The organism is Blautia parvula (genome assembly GCF_020215665.1).
Classification (GTDB): domain Bacteria; phylum Bacillota; class Clostridia; order Lachnospirales; family Lachnospiraceae; genus Blautia; species Blautia celeris.
The window spans coordinates 990,549-1,009,421 of record NZ_CP084061.1 but is presented as its reverse complement, the minus strand read 5'-3'; the positions used below and the strand labels follow the sequence as shown (position 1 = coordinate 1,009,421).

The 18,873-nt window shown below is 47.0% G+C and carries 18 protein-coding genes; 12 read left to right on the top strand and 6 right to left on the bottom strand.

Annotated features, from left to right (window positions below; all coding sequences use genetic code 11):
• The first annotated feature begins 54 nt into the window (after nucleotides 1–54).
• From LC508_RS04830 to LC508_RS04820, 3 genes are all read left to right on the top strand, one after another.
• Nucleotides 55–4,284 carry a DEAD/DEAH box helicase gene (locus LC508_RS04830; RefSeq protein WP_103731772.1) on the top strand — a complete coding sequence of 1,410 codons (4,230 nt, stop codon included), beginning with the start codon at nucleotides 55–57 and terminating at the stop codon, nucleotides 4,282–4,284.
• A 131-nt stretch (nucleotides 4,285–4,415) separates the two neighbouring features.
• Nucleotides 4,416–5,606 (top strand): M28 family peptidase, encoded by a 1,191-nt coding sequence (locus LC508_RS04825; RefSeq protein WP_033142277.1) that lies wholly within the window; start codon nucleotides 4,416–4,418, stop codon nucleotides 5,604–5,606.
• A 145-nt stretch (nucleotides 5,607–5,751) separates the two neighbouring features.
• Nucleotides 5,752–6,147 (top strand): pyridoxamine 5'-phosphate oxidase family protein, encoded by a 396-nt coding sequence (locus tag LC508_RS04820; RefSeq protein ID WP_054352664.1) that lies wholly within the window; start codon nucleotides 5,752–5,754, stop codon nucleotides 6,145–6,147.
• A 95-nt stretch (nucleotides 6,148–6,242) separates the two neighbouring features.
• Here the strand turns inward: LC508_RS04820 and LC508_RS04815 are convergent, their stop codons facing one another.
• Nucleotides 6,243–6,569 carry a winged helix-turn-helix transcriptional regulator gene (locus LC508_RS04815; RefSeq protein WP_033142275.1) on the bottom strand — a complete coding sequence of 109 codons (327 nt, stop codon included), beginning with the start codon at nucleotides 6,567–6,569 and terminating at the stop codon, nucleotides 6,243–6,245.
• Nucleotides 6,570–6,936: 367 nt separating this feature from the next.
• On the opposite strand from LC508_RS04815, the gene LC508_RS04810 reads away from it, so the two are divergent.
• A complete protein-coding gene (locus tag LC508_RS04810) occupies nucleotides 6,937–9,573 on the top strand; it encodes an EAL domain-containing protein (RefSeq protein ID WP_052099574.1) in 2,637 nt (878 codons plus the stop codon).
• Between the two features lie 102 nt (nucleotides 9,574–9,675).
• A complete protein-coding gene (locus LC508_RS04805; protein WP_225305320.1) occupies nucleotides 9,676–10,296 on the top strand; it encodes a DUF4317 family protein in 621 nt (206 codons plus the stop codon).
• A gap of 54 nt (nucleotides 10,297–10,350) precedes the next feature.
• On the opposite strand, the gene LC508_RS04800 is transcribed toward LC508_RS04805, so the two are convergent.
• The 5 genes from LC508_RS04800 to LC508_RS04780 form a co-directional block, all read right to left on the bottom strand.
• On the bottom strand, nucleotides 10,351–10,830 hold the full coding sequence (locus tag LC508_RS04800) for a flavodoxin domain-containing protein (RefSeq protein ID WP_033142273.1): 480 nt from the start codon (nucleotides 10,828–10,830) through the stop codon (nucleotides 10,351–10,353).
• 3 nt (nucleotides 10,831–10,833) lie between these two features.
• The gene (locus LC508_RS04795) at nucleotides 10,834–11,241 is read right to left on the bottom strand and encodes an FMN-binding protein (protein WP_225305319.1); all 408 of its coding nucleotides are present in this window, start codon (nucleotides 11,239–11,241) and stop codon (nucleotides 10,834–10,836) included.
• On the bottom strand, nucleotides 11,238–11,837 hold the full coding sequence (locus LC508_RS04790) for a TetR/AcrR family transcriptional regulator (RefSeq protein WP_033142272.1): 600 nt from the start codon (nucleotides 11,835–11,837) through the stop codon (nucleotides 11,238–11,240). Before LC508_RS04790 ends, LC508_RS04795 begins: the two co-directional genes overlap by 4 nt.
• A 107-nt stretch (nucleotides 11,838–11,944) precedes the next feature.
• A complete protein-coding gene (locus tag LC508_RS04785) occupies nucleotides 11,945–13,978 on the bottom strand; it encodes a DHA2 family efflux MFS transporter permease subunit (RefSeq protein WP_103731771.1) in 2,034 nt (677 codons plus the stop codon).
• Nucleotides 13,962–14,525 carry a TetR/AcrR family transcriptional regulator gene (locus LC508_RS04780; RefSeq protein WP_033142271.1) on the bottom strand — a complete coding sequence of 188 codons (564 nt, stop codon included), beginning with the start codon at nucleotides 14,523–14,525 and terminating at the stop codon, nucleotides 13,962–13,964. Before LC508_RS04780 ends, LC508_RS04785 begins: the two co-directional genes overlap by 17 nt.
• Nucleotides 14,526–14,709: 184 nt before the next feature.
• Here LC508_RS04780 and LC508_RS04775 point away from each other — a divergent pair, with 184 nt between their 5' ends.
• The 7 genes from LC508_RS04775 to LC508_RS04745 all read left to right on the top strand — a co-directional run bounded on the left by LC508_RS04775 (nucleotide 14,710) and on the right by LC508_RS04745 (nucleotide 18,857).
• Nucleotides 14,710–15,222 (top strand): nitroreductase family protein, encoded by a 513-nt coding sequence (locus LC508_RS04775; RefSeq protein ID WP_054352659.1) that lies wholly within the window; start codon nucleotides 14,710–14,712, stop codon nucleotides 15,220–15,222.
• 18 nt (nucleotides 15,223–15,240) lie between these two features.
• Entirely contained in the window at nucleotides 15,241–15,720 is a 480-nt protein-coding gene (locus LC508_RS04770) for a flavodoxin (RefSeq protein WP_118743696.1), read from the top strand.
• A 250-nt stretch (nucleotides 15,721–15,970) separates the two neighbouring features.
• Entirely contained in the window at nucleotides 15,971–16,753 is a 783-nt protein-coding gene (locus LC508_RS04765; RefSeq protein WP_118594112.1) for a class I SAM-dependent methyltransferase, read from the top strand.
• Between the two features lie 177 nt (nucleotides 16,754–16,930).
• Complete coding sequence (locus LC508_RS04760; protein ID WP_103731368.1) at nucleotides 16,931–17,428, top strand: GyrI-like domain-containing protein; 498 nt, start codon at nucleotides 16,931–16,933, stop codon at nucleotides 17,426–17,428.
• Nucleotides 17,429–17,462: 34 nt separating this feature from the next.
• On the top strand, nucleotides 17,463–17,987 hold the full coding sequence (locus LC508_RS04755) for a hypothetical protein (RefSeq protein WP_054352715.1): 525 nt from the start codon (nucleotides 17,463–17,465) through the stop codon (nucleotides 17,985–17,987).
• Entirely contained in the window at nucleotides 17,971–18,327 is a 357-nt protein-coding gene (locus LC508_RS04750) for a winged helix-turn-helix transcriptional regulator (RefSeq protein WP_054352656.1), read from the top strand. Before LC508_RS04755 ends, LC508_RS04750 begins: the two co-directional genes overlap by 17 nt.
• A gap of 110 nt (nucleotides 18,328–18,437) precedes the next feature.
• Nucleotides 18,438–18,857: a pyridoxamine 5'-phosphate oxidase family protein gene (locus LC508_RS04745; RefSeq protein ID WP_033142265.1), complete on the top strand. Its 420-nt coding sequence runs from the start codon at nucleotides 18,438–18,440 to the stop codon at nucleotides 18,855–18,857.
• Nucleotides 18,858–18,873: the final 16 nt, after the last annotated feature.

Genomic DNA, 18,873 nt, shown 5'->3' with positions numbered 1-18,873 from the left:
TATATACGCTTACGGTTAAAAACAGGGATTTGAGAGGATAAACAGATGAACGATATGACACAAGACAGCCTGCATATATTTACACAGCCCACAGCCTCCTGGTTCAGACAGGCCTTCGGACAGCCCACAAAAGTGCAGCAGGAAGCCTGGCCTGCCATACAGAGCGGAGGTCCTGTTCTGATCAGCGCACCCACAGGTACCGGCAAGACACTGTCGGCTTTTCTGGTATTTATCGACCGCCTGCAGGATCTGGCAGGAAAAGGGGAATTGAAAGAGGAGCTGTACTTGATCTATGTCTCACCGCTTAAATCTCTCGCCGGTGATATACGGGAGAATTTAAACAGACCCCTGGACGGCATCAGCGCTTTTACGGGCGGCGAGGGCGCCGGCAGGATCAACGTGGGCATCCGGACCGGGGACACACCCCAGAAGGAACGGCAGCGCATGGTAAAACACCCGCCCCATATCCTCATCATCACACCGGAATCCCTGTATCTGATGCTGACCAGCCGGACCGGGCGGACGGTTCTTAAGACAGCCAGAGCACTGGTCATCGACGAACTCCATGCTCTCATTGACACAAAACGAGGCGCCCACCTGATGCTGTCTGCCGCCAGACTGGACCGTCTCTGTAAAGCGCCTCTGCAGAGGATTGGCTTGTCCGCCACCATAGAACCGCTGCAGACGGCAGCCGATTATCTGTCTCCCGAACCGGCACATATGGTTGCGCCCCATATGCCGAAAGCGGTACAGATCGAGGTGATCGGCATTACCCAGGCCCCGGGAAGAAGAAAAGACCCCGTCTGGGAAGAACTGGCGGAGAAGGTATACAGCCGCTGTATGCAGTGCCGCAGTGTCATTGCCTTCTCCGAAGGGCGCAGATACGCAGAAAAGCTGGCCTACTATGTAAATCAGCTTGGGGGTGAAGATTTTGCCCGTGTACACCACGGCAGTCTGTCAAAAGAGCAGCGGGCAGAATCAGAAGATGCCCTGCGCAGGGGAAATCTGCGCCTGCTCTGCGCTACCTCCTCCATGGAGCTGGGCATTGACGTGGGTGACATTGACCAGGTACTGCAGATTGGCTGTCCCCGCACCATATCCAGTACCATGCAGCGCCTTGGCCGCGCCGGGCACAATCCGGGGCGGGTCAGTGTCATGTATATGTACCCCCGTACTGCCTCTGAAACCCTGTACTGCGGCATGACTGCCCAGGCTGCCAGACAGGGAGGCATCGAGCAGGCCAGCCCTCCCTGCATGTGCCTGGATGTACTGGCACAGCATCTGGTCTCCATGGCGGCCACAGCGAAAGATCAGGAGCCAGGCAAGGGCTCCGGCGGGATTCCCTGTACGGCGTATACTATTGATGAAGTGATGGAGATCCTTGCCCGCACTTATACCTTCCGCTCTGTCACCAGGGAGGACGTAAAAGCCGTTCTGGCCATGCTGGCAGGTGATTATGAACACAGAAGAGAGATCCCCGTGCGTCCCAGGATTCTGTACGACAGGCTGCATGAGCAGGTATTTGCTGATACCTACAGCAGAATGCTGGCCGTGGCAGCAGGAGGCACCATACCGGACAAGGGCATGTACACAGCCCGGACGGAGGACGGTGTTAAAGTAGGCGAGCTGGATGAGGAGTTTGTCTACGAATCACAGCTTGGCGACCGGTTCCTGCTGGGCTCCTTTGCCTGGAAGATCGTAAGCCAGGATAAGGATACCGTGGTGGTGACCCAGTCAGGTACGGAGGGTGCAAGGCTTCCCTTCTGGAAGGGAGAGATCAGGGGACGCAGCCTTGGGACCAGCCTGGCATTCGGAAGGATCATGAGAACATTGGCAGAGGCGGAGCGCAGGGGAACACTGACGGAGGAACTGGAACATCTGGGACTTGACCGGGCTGCCTGTGAAAATACTTCCGGTTTTTTACAGCGTCAGCTTGAAGCCACCGGAATCCTGCCCGACGATAAGACTATCGTAGTGGAACATTTCAGGGATTCCACAGGAAGCTGTCAGATCATGCTGCACGCGCTCTTCGGAAAAAGGATCAACACCCCCCTTTCTCTTCTTCTGCAGGATACCGCACAGAAATTAACGGGAAATCCTGTGGGAAGTGTGGAGGAGGAAGACGGCATCCTTCTGTATCCCTATGGGGAAAATGTACTGCCGGAGGGACTCCTTTTTTCCGTAGACGTGAATAAGGTGCGGGAGATCCTGGAGGCCATGCTTCCGGCAACCCCTGTCTTTAACATGACATTCCGTTATAATGCGGCCAGGGCCCTGATGATGGGGATGAGACGAAACGGAAGGCAGCCGCTCTGGATGCAGCGCCTCCGCAGTACGGAAATGCTGGAATCTCTCATACAGGAAAAAGACCATCCCCTGATCCGTGAAACCCGGAGGGAATGCCTGGAGGATCAGTGGGATATACAAGGCATGCTTGACATCCTCCATGCTGTGCAGAGCGGGCAGATTGCTGTAAGAGAGGTATATCTGGACAGTCCTTCCCCCATGTCTCTGCCCATGCAGTGGCGCGTGGAGGCTGAGGAGATGTACGAATATTCCCCAACCACACCGGGCATCCGGCAGGCTGTGTACGATGAACTGCGCTATATTGAAAAATTGAAGCCCTCGGCAGAAGCACTCAAAAAAGTACAGGAGCGCAGAAAACTGCCCGGTGACGCCGCAGAGCTGCATACCTTTCTGATGATGGAAGGTGATATAACAGCCCCTGAGCTGCATGATCTATACACAGGGACACCTGAATCCGGCAGCATATCAGTCTGGCTGGAGGAGCTGGCAGCCCGGGGACTGGCGGAATATCTGGAACCGGGACTGTGGATTGCGGCAGAACAGTTTGAGGAATATAAACGTACACTCCTTGAACTGGACGAAGAGGAAGGGATGCATATCATCCGGCGAATGCTGTACTACCGGGGACCCCAGACCGCCGCACAGGTTCAGGAGCGTTATCTGCCGGATCAGGACTGTATTCTGAAGTGGCTGGAAACACTGTGCAGCCAGAAGGAGCTGACAGAGGACAAGGGCCTGTATTACCACGCCAAACTCTATGACCGGGCCAGAAATGCTACGATCCGCAGTTTACGCACAGAGGCGGTCACACAGCCGCCGGAACATTACGCGGCACTGGCGGCAGGCAGAATCCTCATAAATGCCTCACCGGAAGAGCAGCTGAAGCAGACCATAGAACTTTTCTGCGGTCAGGGATTCCCGGTCACCTTCTGGGAGAACATTATCCTAGCCGGTAGAGTCCGCAGATACAGCGAAGGGCTTCTTGACCGTATCTTGACAGAAGGGGACTACTTCTGGAAGATGCTGCCTCAGGGCATGCTCTGTTTCCTCAAATATGATGAGATTGACTGGGACACCCCGCCTGCTGAAGAGATTTCTTCCGAAGACCAGGAGGAACAAATCCTTTACCGGGAACTGCGCCGCCGCGGTGCCAGCTTTCTAAAAGCACTGACCAATATCTCTGTATCCAAAGATGTGCGCAGCCTGCTCATGGAGCTGGCCCAAAAGGGACTGGTGTGCGCGGACAGCTTTATCCCGGTAAGACAGTGGCTGAACAGGGATAAGATCCAAAAGGCAGCGGCAAGACAGCGTGTCAATGCCAGGATCACCGCTCTGTCCGCAGGACGTTGGGATATCATTCACCCCCTGAAGACCCCGTCCACGGAAGAACTTCTGGAAACCTTTTTCCGTGAAAATATCATTCTGTGCAGGGAAACCTTCCGGCGTTCCCTCTCTCTTCACGCAGACCTTTGCCAGGAATCCGCGCCTGACTGGAAACAGGCGCTGGAGGTGCTCCGTATCTGGGAGTTCACGGGCCAGGTGAGAAGAGGGTATTTTGTGCGGGGACTCTCCGGCGCCCAGTTTATACGAAAACAGGATTATAAGGGGATCGTACAGGCTCTGGCACATCCGGAAGAGCAGATCATCTGGCTGAACGCATCAGACCCCGCACAGCTCTGGGGAAAGGTGCTGGAGCATCCGGAGGGCCGTTCTTTTCTCAATGTTCCCGGCACTGCCGTGGCGCTTCGCGGCGGAATTCCCGTCATGGTGCTGGAACGGCAGGGAAAAATCCTGCGGATACTGGAGCATGCGGATATAGCTGCTGTACTGAAAGAATTTGTCCGCGCGTTCAGGGAAAAGGCCGTCTTTCCGGAAAAGAAAAGGCTTCTCATAAAAGAATACCCGGCATATGCAGGTGACGCTTTAAAAGATGCAGGCTTTAGCCGGGAAATGATGGACTATGTCTTATACCGATAAGGGATATTCCTGACCTCTTAGAACCATTATCCTGCCGGCAGATTCAGCAAATAAAGTCGAGGCATTTTTTTATGAAAATGTTACACTTGACAAAGCAAATGGATCAAACGAAAAACGAGGAGGTCACAGAAATGGAGATACAAAAAAAGATAGAAGGTCACCTGAACACACTCTGCAGAGAAATCGGCGCAAGACCCACAGGCTCAAAGGCCAATCAGAAGGCAGCCGCATATGCCGGCAGAGTATTCGCTGACGCCGGCCTTAACGTTACAAAACAGGAATTTGACTGTATGGACTGGACAGAAAACGGCAGTACGCTCACAGTTGACGGACAAGATATCCCCACAGCCCCGGCACCGTTTTCACTTCCCTGCAGCGTGCAGGGAGAACTTCTCTGCATCCGCTCCCTGGATGAGCTTCGCAGCGCACCTGCTGCCGGGAAAATAGTGGTACTGTGCGGTGAGCTGGCAGCAGAGCCGCTGATGCCGAAAAGCTTTGTGTTCTGGAATCCCGACGAGCACAGAGAAACTATCTCCCTGCTGGAAAGGGGCGGAGCAAAAGCTGTGCTGACCTTAAGCCTTTCCCCTGAACAATTCGTTCCGGTTATTGAGGACGGAGACTTTCAGGTTCCATGTGCCGTGATCCTTCCGAAACACCTTCCGCTGCTTAAAAGCGGTCTTTCTGTATCACTGACTCTGAACACAAAAAGACACTCCGCAAAGGCCGCCAACATCCTTGCCGTCTACGGAGGCGGCAGACAAAAGGTCTGTGTCTCAGCACATATTGATACCAGGCCGGGAACCCCGGGTGCCCTGGACAACGCATCCGGAGTGGCTGTGCTTCTTGCACTGGCAGAGCATCTTTCAGGGCAGGAGCTGCCATACCGCATTGAATTTGTACTCTTTAACGGTGAAGACTATTATTCCACCCCCGGAGAAATGATGTATCTTTCCTCTTACCTTTCTTCTCCAAAGGAATATATCTGCGCGTTCAATCTGGACGGCGTGGGCGCGAAAGGGCAGAGCACTGCATACTCGTTTTACGAGTGTCCCCAAAATCTGATGAGCTGTATTTCCGGCTGCGCGGCAGACCTTGATGGATTTGAACAGATCGAGCCATGGCCTCAGGGAGACCACACCCTGTTTTCTTTTTCCGGTGTTCCCGCAGTCTCTGTTACCTCCGGCAACATATTCGGACTGGCAGAGCGCATTCTTCACACGGAACACGATACGCCGGACTTGATTGATACCAATAAACTGGAGGCTCTTGTAAATTTTCTCCACACCCTGCTTTGCGGCGGCAGTATCGAACAGATACTATAACACCTCCCGGTGCCTATCCCACTTTAAAGTGCATACTTTGCAAAATCCTTTCACTGCCTTATGATAAACATATAAGAAGCGGCCGCTTCAAACAAAGGACAGGAACAATCCGGCAAATACAACATTTCAGAGAGGATGGAACAAAATGAAAAGAGTAGTGGAATTTTTACAGGCAAACCCGGTACAGTATCTGGCAACTGTCGGCAGAGACGGCAAGGCAAAATGCCGCCCCTTCATGTTCTGCTTTGAGAAAAAGGGAAAACTCTGGTTCTGCACCAACACTACAAAAGAAGTGTACAAAGATATGCAGGCGAACCCTGAGATAGAGGTTACTGTCTCCGACGCGTCATACACCTGGCTCCGCCTGCACGGCAAAGCAGTCTTTGAGAACAATATGAAAGTAAAAGAGGCCTGCATGGCCAATCCCATTGTAAAAGGCCAGTACAATACTGCGGACAATCCGATCTTCGTGGTATTCTATCTGGAAGAACCCCATGGCGTGATCGCGGACTTCTCCGGCAATCCGCCTTATGAATTCTGAAAATTTCTTTGACAAGACTCCGCTTTTGCCTTAACAGAGATCAAAAAAGATTCGGATAAAACGGCTCTTTTTTGGTCTCTGAAAAACGCAGTTACCTAATCCAGATGATTCTTATAATTTGTCCCCCAGGTCACCATGGAATCCAGAATCGGTTTCAGACTGTATCCCGTTTCCGTGAGGGTATATTCCACTTTGGGCGGAACTTCCGGGTACACCTTCCTGGTGAGAAGCCCGTCCGCCTCCATATTGCGCAGATGGCTGGTCAGCACTTTCTGGGTGATACCGGAAACCGAACGCATCAGTTCACTAAATCTTTTTGTTCCTGTCAGCAGATCCCGGATAATGAGCACCTTCCATTTATCCCCAATAAGCTGCAGCGTCATTTCCACCGGACAGTCCGGTATTTTCTTTTCCTGATTCATGGAAACATCTCCTTGGTATGTAAAAGTATGTACAGACATTAATCAATATTTATTTTCATTATATACTGCCCCCGGGAAAATGCAAGAAGGCACCGGGAAGTATTCTAGTATCAAAAAGATACCAGCCGCAATTGACGGTACCCGCTCCAAAGAGTTATACTGTTACTGGACAGTACCGCTCTTTTTTTGCTGTCAAAACGAAGAACCTCTGATTATTTTCTTGATAAAGAAATGGTCACATGTTAAAATAATCTGGAACACACGTGAGCATAGTGGACCGCATTCTGCAGAAACCACAGACTGCTCAATACTAATATAATAACTGTTGTGATAGGCAGTCAGCCGGAGAGGTAAGAGGAACGATGGAATGAGATCCAAAAAAAATATACTGGTAGTAGAAGATAATGCTATCAATCGAATGATGTTATGTGAAATTCTGACTCCTGAATATACGGTCCTGGAAGCAGAGAACGGACAAGAGGCGCTTGGGGTTCTGCAGGAATGCAAAGAGGAGATTTCCCTGATTCTGCTGGATATCATTATGCCTGTCATGGATGGGCATACCTTCCTTTCCATTATAGAAAAAAATCCCTCCTACGCGTCCATCCCCGTGATCGTGGCAACACAGAGTGACAGCGAGACAGATGAGATCGCGGCCCTCTCCAGCGGTGCAACGGAGTTTGTGACAAAGCCCTATAATCCCCAGGCGATCCTGCGCCGGGTCGCAAGCATCATCCGTCTGCGGGAGACTGCCGCTATCATCAATCAGTTTCAGTTCGACAGGCTTACCGGTCTATACAGCAAAGAATTCTTCTATCAGCGGGTCAGAGAAACCCTGGAACAGACCCCTGACCAGGAGTACGATATCGTATGCTCCGATATTGAGAATTTCAAACTGGTCAATGACATATTCGGAACACCTGCCGGGGACAGACTGCTGTGCAGCGTGGCTGATATGTACACAGGACTGGTGGGAGAGGAAGGAATCTGCGGCCGTCTCCACGCGGACCAGTTTGCCTGTCTGATGAAACACCGGGAGGATTACCGGGATGAATTTTTCATACAGGCAGGCGCACAGATCAGTAAAACCGGCAGTATGCGCAGCATTGTGATGAAATGGGGTATCTATGCGGTTGAAGACCGCTTACTGCCGGTGGAACAGATGTGCGACCGCGCCCTTCTGGCTGCGCGGAAAATCAAAGGACAATACGGAAAGTATTATTCCAAATATGACGATGACCTGCGCAACCAAATGCTCCACGAACAGGCTATCACGGATGTTATGGAAAACGCGCTGGCAGAGGAGCAGTTTATTGTCTATCTGCAGCCGAAATACAGCATCAGCACAGAGCGGCTGGCCGGCGCGGAGGCTCTCGTGCGCTGGGAACATCCCAAATGGGGCTTTCAGTCCCCGGCGGCATTTATTCCGCTCTTTGAACGGAACGGCTTTATCACCAACCTTGACCAGTATGTCTGGGAAAAGACCTGTGCCATCTTACAGAAATGGGACAGCATAGGTTATCCGCCCATTCCTGTCTCAGTCAATGTATCCAGGGCAGATATCTATCAGGTGGATCTGGCTGATGTCCTCCTGAAGATGGTCAGCAGATACGGTCTTGCGCCTTCACGCCTTCATCTGGAGATCACAGAGAGTGCCTATACGGAGGATCCTGACCAGATCATCTCCACAGTCCGCCATCTGCGTGAACTGGGATTCATTATCGAGATGGATGACTTCGGAAGCGGCTACTCCTCCCTGAACATGCTGAACCAGCTCCCGCTTGATATCCTGAAGCTGGATATGAAATTTATCCAAAGCGAGACAGCAAAGCCCATGGATCAGGGCATTCTCGGTTTTATCATGGGGCTTGCACGCTGGATGGATCTGCGGGTGGTGGCAGAGGGCGTGGAGACCAGGGAACAACTGGAGCGTCTGAAGGAAATCGGATGCGACTATGTACAGGGCTACTATTTTGCCCGGCCCATGCCCAGTGAAGAATTTGAATCCCTCTTAAAGAGACAGGACAGCACGAAGGAAGAAACAGAGGCGGAAGCGTCTTCCCTCGGCAGCACATCCCTGTCCGGATATATTCTCGTGGCAGAGGAGGATGATGCGTACCGAAACCAGATCTGCAGTCTGCTGAGAAACAGATTTAAGATCATAGAAGCGGTTACCGGAAAGGAAGCTCTGGGATTTATCGTCCGCTATGAGCGTGAGCTTTCCGGTGTCGTTCTAAGCCTCACCTTACCGGAACTCAGCGGTTTTTCCGTATTGGAAATTCTGCAGAGGGAAAAGGCGGTCTGGAATATCCCTGTGGTCGCCACAGCCCCGCCTGATCCACGGACAGAAGATCAGGCAGTTGAGATGGGTGCCGATGACTTCGCATATAAACCCTGTTCTGCAAAAATAATAGAAAGACGGCTCATAAACGCCATGGAGCGCTCTCTGTCTTACGAGAGCAGGCAGACCTTACATGAGGATGCCTGCCGGGATTATCTGACAGGACTGCTAAACCGCCGCGGTCTCAATGCCGCGGTAAGGATCATGAAAAAAGAAGATGCCCCCATGGCAGTCTTTTTATTCGATATTGATAATTTAAAACAGGTAAATGAAACGCTTGGACACAGCCTCGGTGACCGTCTTTTGAAAAAATTCGGAGACCTTCTCCACGCCCGGACAAGAAGCAATGACATTCTGGCCCGGTTCGGCGGCGATGAATTTCTTGTCATCATGAGACAGATGGGCTCTGAAGAGACAGCGCTGAAAAAAGGTGAGGAAATCTGCGGCGGATTCCAGAACGCGGCGCTTACAGACCAGTTACCCATAAGCTGTACCTGCGGAGCAGTCATCTGGAACAATGATGTCCCCCTTGACAATATCATATCACAGGCCGATAAAGCCTTATACCAGGCTAAACTAAACGGTAAAGGCGGCTGCTGCGTCAGACACCAGTCGGGCCTGCCGGCTTCATCGAACGACAGGCAAAACGGTTCGCGGGATTAACCCTGCGGACCGTTTCCTTTTTTTCTTCAAAAAACATCTTGTGAACAAACCAGGATTGTGATATGAATATATAGAAAATATATTCTTCACAAGGAGACCGAAATGATAAACAGAGAGGATATGCTGGAACTGACCAGACGCATGACACCAGCCAGAACGTCCATGACAAGAGCTGCCGGCAGCTATATGGATGCGGACGGTGATATAGACGGCACTTTTAATACAAATTTTCTGAAGCTTTCCCCATCCGATAAAGGGAAAAACCTGGCAATCGCAAAGGCCATTCCCTTTTCCGCCACCAATAAAAATCTAAAGCGATACCGATTTCCGGAGGATTCCATGAAAGCGGGCAGTATGCGCCAGCTCCTCATGGGAATGAAATCCTGCGGTCTGAAAAACGACGTGCTGATGGAGACATTCTACGACCTGATCGCGGAATCCTATGAATCAAACGACGGTTACGTGGTCCTTGTCTACCACGACCGTTATGATGTGCCTGTAAAAGCTGCGGATCATGAGAGGGTAGGGGAGTCAGAAGAAGTGTTTGAATACATCATCTGCGCCATCTGCCCATTAGAGGGCGACTATGAGCCGGGTAAACCGGAGTGTGGGTTTCTTTTCCCTGCCTTTGCAGACAGAAGCGCAGATGTGGACCACATTGACGTATTTCAGTCAGATACCGGACATCCCCATTTAGAATTGTTGAAAATATTAGGTCTGTGATCTTTGCCGCTACAGAATTCCGGCCTTCTTTAGAGAACGCGGCGGGTATTCTTCTTACAGGACCTGAATGGCTTTTGAAAAGCATTCTATATTCTCAGAAGAAATCTTCAGGGTTTCCCCGCGTCTCTTCATGGCCGCTTTCATGATCAGCTTGTCAAAAGCCTTCATTTTCTCTGTTCTGGCCTCACCGCCAAAACACTTTATTACCGCGTTCTTTCTGAGGGAAGGCGGAAAATTTGAAGACAGGTATTCCTCAAACTGTTCCTGGAATCCGCAGCAGAGGAAAATTCCTATTTTTTTACTGCTCAGCAATGATTCGTTTGCCTTACAAAATGCTTTCATTTTCTTTGATACCGCGCCGATATAAATGGAACTTCCCAAAATGATGGTGTCAAAATCTTTAAGGTCAGCAGGGCTCTTGGAAACCCGGTCGATATCTGTAAGAGATACAGAACCGGATAATCTGGATTTCAATTGCTGCGCACAGTCCGCGGTACACCCATATCTGCTTGCGTAAATAATCATTGTATTCATTTCTTATTCTCCTTTTTTCAAAGCATTTTCTACAGCTTTTCGTATAGTATCACTGCTGTATGTGGCAGAACTGACCGCATCTACCTCCAGTGACTGCTGTTCGACAATGTCGTCGATGATTTTTTCGCCCGGTCTGCCCAACAATGTATCATGTTCCAGTATGGTGATGCTCTTTAGTTTCCCATCACTGACTTCAACAGAAACAGCGGCCTTAACGAATCCATTGTCAGCGCGTCCAACATAGGTACCGTCACTGACAGATGAGATATCCATGTTTGATATTTCCATTTTCTCAGGCTTTTGTGTCAGCATTACAATAAAAATTATGCCCAGAAGTACAGCGAACACAATACCTGCCCCTGCAAGCAGCTTTGGTAAAATGCCCCTGCGGGCTTTGGAAGATGCTTTCACAGTTTTATACCTCCTAATAAAATTCCCACAAAATCCTCTGTAAGCTGTTCAAAACCAGCGAGCAGATATGTCTGATTTTCAATGGCGCTCATGACAAATCCCAGCATTGCACTGACGATCATCCAAGAATGTCCGGCGGTCACAGGTCTGAAGACTGCCTGTTTGATTCCGTCTGCAAGAAGTTCGTCGAACATGGCGATTCCGGAGTTGGTGGGCTTTCCATCTGTACTGTCATTTGCAAATATAACATTCACTCCGCTGAACATGACAGCTTTTACCATTTCCGGTTCCTCACAGAGCGTTTGGATAAAGATCCGCATCATCTTATGTACCTTCTGGTCTGCAGACACCACAGTATCCTGTTGGGAGAGATTATCCATTACCTTGCCGTAGAGCTTTTGGGCCATATCTTTGATGATCTCCGCCTTATCCTTATAATAGAGATAAATCGTAGTGGGAGAGTATTCAATTCTGGAAGCTATTTTTCTGATGGACAGCTTCTCATATCCCTCCTGCTCAATGATCTCTATGGCCGCAGTCATGATTTTCTGCTTCATCTCCGCTTTTTCCACGTCACGCCGTTCTTTAATTCCCATATACGCCTCCTATTAACAGTGTTAATTATATTTACAACGTAATTATATGATACGTTTGGGAATCTGTCAATGGAATTATGGTTTACAATTACAGTTTTCTGACCGGTTTATTGATGTATCCCTTCCAATATCAACCGTACACATCTGTCTATTCCCAACAGAGAACTATTTAGTACCATATGATAGTTGGACGGATTTCCCCAGACCTGGCCTGTGTAACGTTTGTGGTGAAAAGCTCTTTGCCCATCTTTTATTTTCATTGTTATGTCTGTTTTTTCAGGAGCAATTCCATATTCACTTTGTATACGCTGCCTTTTCTGATTTAAATCTGAGCAGATGAAGATACGGAGGCAGCCGGGATAATCTTTTAAGATATAGTCTGCGCACCGACCAATGATAACACAGGAACCTTCCTGGCTAATCCGCTGGATAACTCTTTTCTGAGCTTGATAGAGGAGGTCTACTTCGCTTAAATTTCCGGTATTAAAAAGATGGGTCTCGAAAGTGCCATAGCTTTGAGCAGCCCAGTCCCACGCAGTATTTCTGAAAGAGACACCTTCTTCAAAGGATTCTACATAATTATCAGACAACCCGCATTCTCTTGCCTCCATGGCAATCAGTTCCCTGTCGTAAAAGGGTATGCCGAGAGCCTGGGCAGTTTTCAGCCCGATTTCCCTGCCTCCGCTTCCATATTCCCTTGCGATGGTAATGATCGTATGTTCGGGTGGATTTTTTGGTGCATAGGAAACTTTTTCTTTGTTTTCGGTTTCTTTCCCTGCTGTTCTTTTCGGGTGCATTAAAAAAGCACAGACAGCAAAAGAAATAAACACAATAATGGAAGTTACAAGAAAAGAGGTCTTAATTCCAGCTATATCTCCATGACTTTTTGCAGAGGAAGACATAACAGTTACCAGAAGGGCACTGATGATCGAGCCGCCTACCTGGCGTACTGTATTCATAAGCGCTGTTCCGTGGGCAACGTATTTAGACTGTACAGAATTTACAGCCCAGGTCTGCAGGGGCTGCAGAAGAGCTACAACACCGAGCATGCGGAAGGCATAGATAATTATGATTGTTATAAGCGGTGTTTCTGCTCCGATAGAAGAAAGCCCCAATGTTGCACCCCCTAAAAGGGCAAGACCTGCAAGAGAAAGAATATAAGGGCCTTTCTTATCCAGTATTCTGCCGCAGAGAGGATTTAAGAAAGCTAAGAAAAGAGCACCCGGAAGCAGAACCAAACCGGATATGGTGGCAGAGTAATGCCTTAAATTCTGAATATAAATAGGAATCAGTGTGGAGACTGAAAGCATGGAACCATAGGCAAAGATCAAAAGAATTGTGCCCAGAGTGAAATTGTGACTTTTGAATATCCTTAACTCAAGAAGGGGGGAGGAAAGTTTTAACTGCCGGACAGCAAAGAGTGCAACACATATAATTCCCACTAACAGCGGACCGATGGTTAAAGGAGAAGAAAAACCATAATTCCCCTGGTTGGATACACCTGTAAGAAGGCCGCAGAATCCAATCGTAGATAAAATAACGGAAATAATATCAAGTTTCCCTTCGGCATGCATTTTTTCACCTGGAAGTTTGACAATGGCCAAAATAATTCCGAAAGCAGCCAGAGCGCACATAATATAAAAAATTGTCCGCCATCCGAAGAGATCTGCGATCCATCCGGCAAAGGTAGGACCGAAAGCCGGTGCAAATCCCGTGGTAAGTCCTACGATTCCCATAATTGTCCCACGTTCTTCCGGTTTATACAGCCGAAATGCTACCACCTGTGGAAGAGGAAGAAGAATCCCCGCTCCCAGAGCCTGTATAATACGGGAGAGAAGGAGCAGATAGACATTGGGAGAAAAGGCGGCCGCCGCACACCCGATAAAAAATAAAGAAACAGATACCAAATATAGTTTTTTAGAAGAAAAATGTTCCATAAGAAATCCGGTACAAGGTATCATGACGCCCATAAACAGCAGATAGCCTGTTGTAAGCCATTGCCCAACGCCTGCAGTTATATTGAATTCCGTCATAATTTTAGGCAGTGATGCAGTCATGACTGTCTGGTTTAGGGAACTGATGAAAGCTCCAATAATGATAATTCCAATAATCAGTTTCCTGTTTTTATAATTCTTTTCCATTAAAAATATCCCCTTTCAAAAGTCGGCAGGCAATTTGTACAATCATTTCGGTATCTTCATTCCAGTCGTTTTGCTGCCAGGTACGGAGCATATGAAAGGTAAGTCCGGCCAGATAATTTTCCAAATAGGGCAGTTCTTCCTGTGAGTTTGATACATTCTTTGCATAGAAGGAAAACTCATTTTTGAAAAGATACATATTATTGGCTGCGAAAATGTAAGAGAGCTGATTGTCAAATAGTACTGACAGAAATTTTTTGTGTCCGCTCCAGAATTCAAAATAGACTGCCAGCATTTTATTTATTGTTTCCGGCAGGCTTTGGAGACTTCCGGTAAACATTAAAAAAAGCTCATTTAAGGCATGCTCCAGGATATCTTCTTTCTGGCTGAAATTCGTGTAAAAAGTCTGCCGGGATAACCCGGCGGTTCTGGTAATATCTTCAATTTTGATATCCTTTAACGGATGATTCAGAAGGAGACTTACCAAAGCTGTAGCCAGAGCCTTTCGGGAACGGAGTGCTGCTGGGTTTGTTGCGTTTTTATTGATCATTGTTTTTCACCTCATAAATGATTATAGCACGACTGCAAAAGTTTTACAAATGTAAAAGTTTTTTCCTTATATGCTTTGTATTCTTATTAAAAAATGTCAGAAACGTCAAAAAAGTATTGACCTGAAGTTAGGTTTAAGGTTTATAGTCATTATAGAACCGATTCTAAAACAGGAGGAAAAAAGAATGGACTTTTGGGAAGTATTAAAAAACCGTTATGCATGCAAGAAATTTGATGGGCGCCAGGTGGCAGCAGAACATCTGGACGTGATCCTTGAAGCGGGAAGGCTGGCACCTACGGCAAAGAACCTGCAGGAACAGCGTATCTATGTTGTCCAATCTGAGGAAGGACTTGCTAAAATTGATAAGGTGACACCCTGCCGATACGGAGCCCCCACTGCCATAGTCGTGGCATTTGATAAAAACAACGTGTTTGTATACCCAGGAGAACAGCGTGATTCCGGAATCGAGGACGCTTCCATTGTTGCCACCCATATGATGCTTGCCGCAAAAGCCGTGGGCGTTGACAGCTGCTGGATCAACTTCTTTGACCCCGAAGCTGCGGCAAAAGAACTGGGACTGCCTGATAACGAGGAAGTGCTCATGATCCTGGATATCGGCTATGCAGCAGAGGATGCAAAACCGCTTGCCACCCATACACAGCGCAGGGAGCTTTCAGAAACCGTTACATATATGTAAAAAGGGAGGAATAGAACTATGAGTGAAATATTAGTAGCGTATTTTTCAGCAACAGGAATAACAGAGAAACTGGCAAAGAAGATTGCGAACGTAGTAGATGGGGATTTACATGAAATTCATCCGGAGATACCATATTCCGCTGCAGATCTTGACTGGATGAATAAAAATAGCCGGAGCAGTGTAGAGATGAATGATAAGTCATTCCGACCGGCCATAGCGAATAAACTGGAGAGTACAGAAAATATCAAAATTCTGATTCTCGCTTTTCCCATCTGGTGGTACATAGCCCCGACAATCATCAATACATTTTTGGAACAATATGATTGGAATGACAAGATTATTATTCCGGTGGCAACATCCGGAAGCAGTGGTATGGGTAATACCAACGCTGAATTGGAGTCCTCCTGTCCGGGTGCGATACTAAAGGATGGTAAGAGATTTGATGTAAATGTGAGTGAAAAAGAAATAAAAGCATGGTTTGAAAGTCTGAGAGTTTAGAGCCTGTTTGAAAAGCCAGCAGCTCTTTATCGTGATAAACAGACTTTAAATGTGGAAAAGACTTATTTGTATAAAAGCAAGTAAGTCTTTTTTGTGTCAGCTCTGCCATAAGCAGTATTCTTTTACGCATGCTTTGGGCTGTAGGCCAAGTCCTTTTAAGTATATATGCATTGCTATACTTCTGAACTGAAATACTGTATAATAAGACAAACTTGAATTGACCGAGGTGAAAGCAGGGAATGATTGCTGAATGAAACCGGGAGAGAATTTAGTAACTGTAACAGAGATTATTTATACAATATTTCAAAAAAAGGAACTGCTGAATACAATGAAAAATCAATTAGATTTAATTGCAAAATCTTACGACAGAAGTATACGTGAACATGGGAAACACGATTTCCCCAATTATGACAACTTGCCGGATTACATTACAAATAACCCTGATTATCCCAAATACATAGCAGCAGTAGAAAGTGGTAAAGGAGGCAGTGAATACATTGAAATCAAAGAATATCTAAAGCCTGACGCGGATAAAAAATTTATTGACCTTGGTTGCGCTCTGAACCTTATGTTCAAGGGATATGATACATGGCCCTCGCTGTACCATGGAGTTGATATTAGTCCAGAAACCATTCAATTATTATATAAATATGTGGAAAATAAAAAGCTGCCTATTGGAGAATTGTTTTGCGGTAGCATACATGAAACTCTTTTTGAAGATAGCAGTTTTGATATAGGAGCATGTATCGGGGTTCTTGAATATTTTGAAAAGGAGTTTGTTCAAAAGGCAATCGTTGAAGCACACCGGATAATAAAACCATCTGGAAAGTTTGTTATAGATATTCCGAATATAAATAGTTCTGTCGGTCGTATTATGATGCAAATCGAAGAATATATAGGCAGACCCGATATGTTTAACATATTGCCTTATGAATTTGAAAATATATTACAACAATATTTTGAAATAGAGAAAAAAGATGGAATCTATGATGATGTAGGTATGATTCATTATTTTTTAAGATGCAAAAAATGATGTTATCCCCATTCCAGAAATCATTCACCAATCCTCCGCCATAGACTTTTGCAAGATAACAGACATACAGTCATGCTATCCAAACGGTGCACCAAAAGAGAGGAATTCCTCCGGCAAATAAGATATAATCAATAAAGGACGAAACCGTCTTATAGGAAAAAGCAGGAGGAAAAACAAATGGAACCTTTTCGTATAGAAAAAAAAGACAGCTTTCGCGTTGTCGGTTATTTGATCAAGACAACGAACCAGAAGGGAGAGGGCAGAAAAGTGATTCCTCTGCACTGGTCAAAGTTCCGGGAGAACCATCTGGATTCATCCCTGTTAAAATTGGCAGACCGGGAGACAGACGGGTTATTCGGCATAAATATTTATAATACAGACCCGGGAGATACCAGAATTTTTGAATATATTATAGCCGTCTCAAGTGACCACGCCGCACCGGATGATCTTGCCGAATACACGGTTCCGGCCATGACCTGGGCAGTCTTTCCATGCACACGGGAAACCATAGGGAGAACAGAGGCCCAGGCAATCACAAAATGGCTGCCAAAATCAAAATACAGACCGTTAAATAAAGGGTACATCACAGGCAGAATGAAATCCGGAGCACCGGATATTGAATATTACAAAAAAGACGGCCGGGTTGAAGTCTGGATTGCCGTAAGAGAAAAATAAAGAGAAAATGAAAAAAGCGGAGGATAGGATAACAATGGATAAGAAAATAGAATTTCAGGATTTTATTACTTCTGTACCGATTGAGAATCAGGATTTTGTGAAGGAACTGCACAACAAATTAATGGAACTTGGCTGTAAAATAGAAATTAAAACAGCCAAAAGCGGCTACATGGTGTCTTACCTTTATCATAAAAAAACTGTCGCAAATTATGTATTTCGGAAAAAAGGCATGCTTGTCCGTATCTATGGGGTCCACGTAAACGAGTATGAAAAATTCCTGGAAACACTGCCCGGCGAAATGATCAGTGCAATACAGAAAGCCCCCATCTGTAAACGTCTGGCTGACCCAACTGCCTGCAATCCCAGATGTTCTAAGGGATATGATTTTTGGTTAAAGGGCGAACATTATCAAAAATGCCGTAACAGTGCATTTATGTTCTTGGTCTGCCCTCAAAACAATCCGTTCATACAGTCGTTCTTATTAAGCGAAGTTAAAGCATGGAATGAAGGCTGCACTGCTTTCACCAATGAGGCGTCAAAAAATGAAGATGAGAAATGAATATACATGCCCACTGGAAATGACCCATGACATAATCCGGGGAAAATGGAAGCCGATCATACTATGGCAGCTTAATAAAGGCAGCCATTCTTTATCTGGACTGAAAAAGTCAATCAACGGCATCAGCCAGAAAATGCTGATACAGCATTTAAACGAACTGCTGGAATGCGGCATAATCCATAAATCAAAAGGTGAGGGGTATCCGCTGAAATCAGACTATGTTCTCACAGAACGGGGAAAGCGGCTTTTTGAAGCAGTTTCCATCATGCAGAGCATTGGCATAGAAATGATGATCGAGGACGGCCGCCAGGACTTTTTAAGAGACAAAGGGCTTTTATAGTCACCAAAAAGTAACTAATTTACCACACCTCTATATAGGCTTATAATAAAAGCAGCAACAAAAGGCTGCTGCGAAAAATAAAATCCGAAAATTACATAGGGAGGTAAATTATGACAAATCCGGTTAAAACAATAGGAGCGATTCTTGATAAGCAGAGTGTGGTTTTCATAAGCTCCGTCGATGAAAACGGTATGCCAAATACAAAGGCAATGCTGGCACCGCGGAAAAGAGAGGGTATCAGGGTGATTTATTTTCATACCAACACATCCTCTATGCGGGTACAGCAATACAGAAAGAATCCAAAAGCCTGCCTTTATTTCTGTGATAAGCGGTTCTTTAAAGGTGTCATGCTGACCGGGACCATGGAAGTGCTTGAGGATCCGGCCAGTAAAGAGATGCTGTGGCAGGAGGGCGATACCATGTATTATCCGGAAGGCGTGACAGATCCAGACTACTGTGTGTTGCGCTTTACTGCAGAACAAGGACGGTTTTACAGCAATTTCAGTTCTGAAAATTTTGACATAGGATAACAGGCCATACAGAAGA

Bases quoted from the DNA above. Each gene is read 5' to 3' on its own strand.
- LC508_RS04830 (WP_103731772.1), top strand. From the start codon at position 55: ATGACACAAGACAGCCTGCATATATTTACACAGCCCACAGCCTCCTGG.
- LC508_RS04825 (WP_033142277.1), top strand. From the start codon at position 4,416: ATGGAGATACAAAAAAAGATAGAAGGTCACCTGAACACACTCTGCAGA.
- LC508_RS04820 (WP_054352664.1), top strand. From the start codon at position 5,752: ATGAAAAGAGTAGTGGAATTTTTACAGGCAAACCCGGTACAGTATCTG.
- LC508_RS04815 (WP_033142275.1), bottom strand. From the start codon at position 6,569: ATGAATCAGGAAAAGAAAATACCGGACTGTCCGGTGGAAATGACGCTG.
- LC508_RS04810 (WP_052099574.1), top strand. From the start codon at position 6,937: ATGAGATCCAAAAAAAATATACTGGTAGTAGAAGATAATGCTATCAAT.
- LC508_RS04805 (WP_225305320.1), top strand. From the start codon at position 9,676: ATGATAAACAGAGAGGATATGCTGGAACTGACCAGACGCATGACACCA.
- LC508_RS04800 (WP_033142273.1), bottom strand. From the start codon at position 10,830: ATGAATACAATGATTATTTACGCAAGCAGATATGGGTGTACCGCGGAC.
- LC508_RS04790 (WP_033142272.1), bottom strand. From the start codon at position 11,837: ATGGGAATTAAAGAACGGCGTGACGTGGAAAAAGCGGAGATGAAGCAG.
- LC508_RS04785 (WP_103731771.1), bottom strand. From the start codon at position 13,978: ATGGAAAAGAATTATAAAAACAGGAAACTGATTATTGGAATTATCATT.
- LC508_RS04780 (WP_033142271.1), bottom strand. From the start codon at position 14,525: ATGATCAATAAAAACGCAACAAACCCAGCAGCACTCCGTTCCCGAAAG.
- LC508_RS04775 (WP_054352659.1), top strand. From the start codon at position 14,710: ATGGACTTTTGGGAAGTATTAAAAAACCGTTATGCATGCAAGAAATTT.
- LC508_RS04770 (WP_118743696.1), top strand. From the start codon at position 15,241: ATGAGTGAAATATTAGTAGCGTATTTTTCAGCAACAGGAATAACAGAG.
- LC508_RS04765 (WP_118594112.1), top strand. From the start codon at position 15,971: ATGAAACCGGGAGAGAATTTAGTAACTGTAACAGAGATTATTTATACA.
- LC508_RS04760 (WP_103731368.1), top strand. From the start codon at position 16,931: ATGGAACCTTTTCGTATAGAAAAAAAAGACAGCTTTCGCGTTGTCGGT.
- LC508_RS04755 (WP_054352715.1), top strand. From the start codon at position 17,463: ATGGATAAGAAAATAGAATTTCAGGATTTTATTACTTCTGTACCGATT.
- LC508_RS04750 (WP_054352656.1), top strand. From the start codon at position 17,971: ATGAAGATGAGAAATGAATATACATGCCCACTGGAAATGACCCATGAC.
- LC508_RS04745 (WP_033142265.1), top strand. From the start codon at position 18,438: ATGACAAATCCGGTTAAAACAATAGGAGCGATTCTTGATAAGCAGAGT.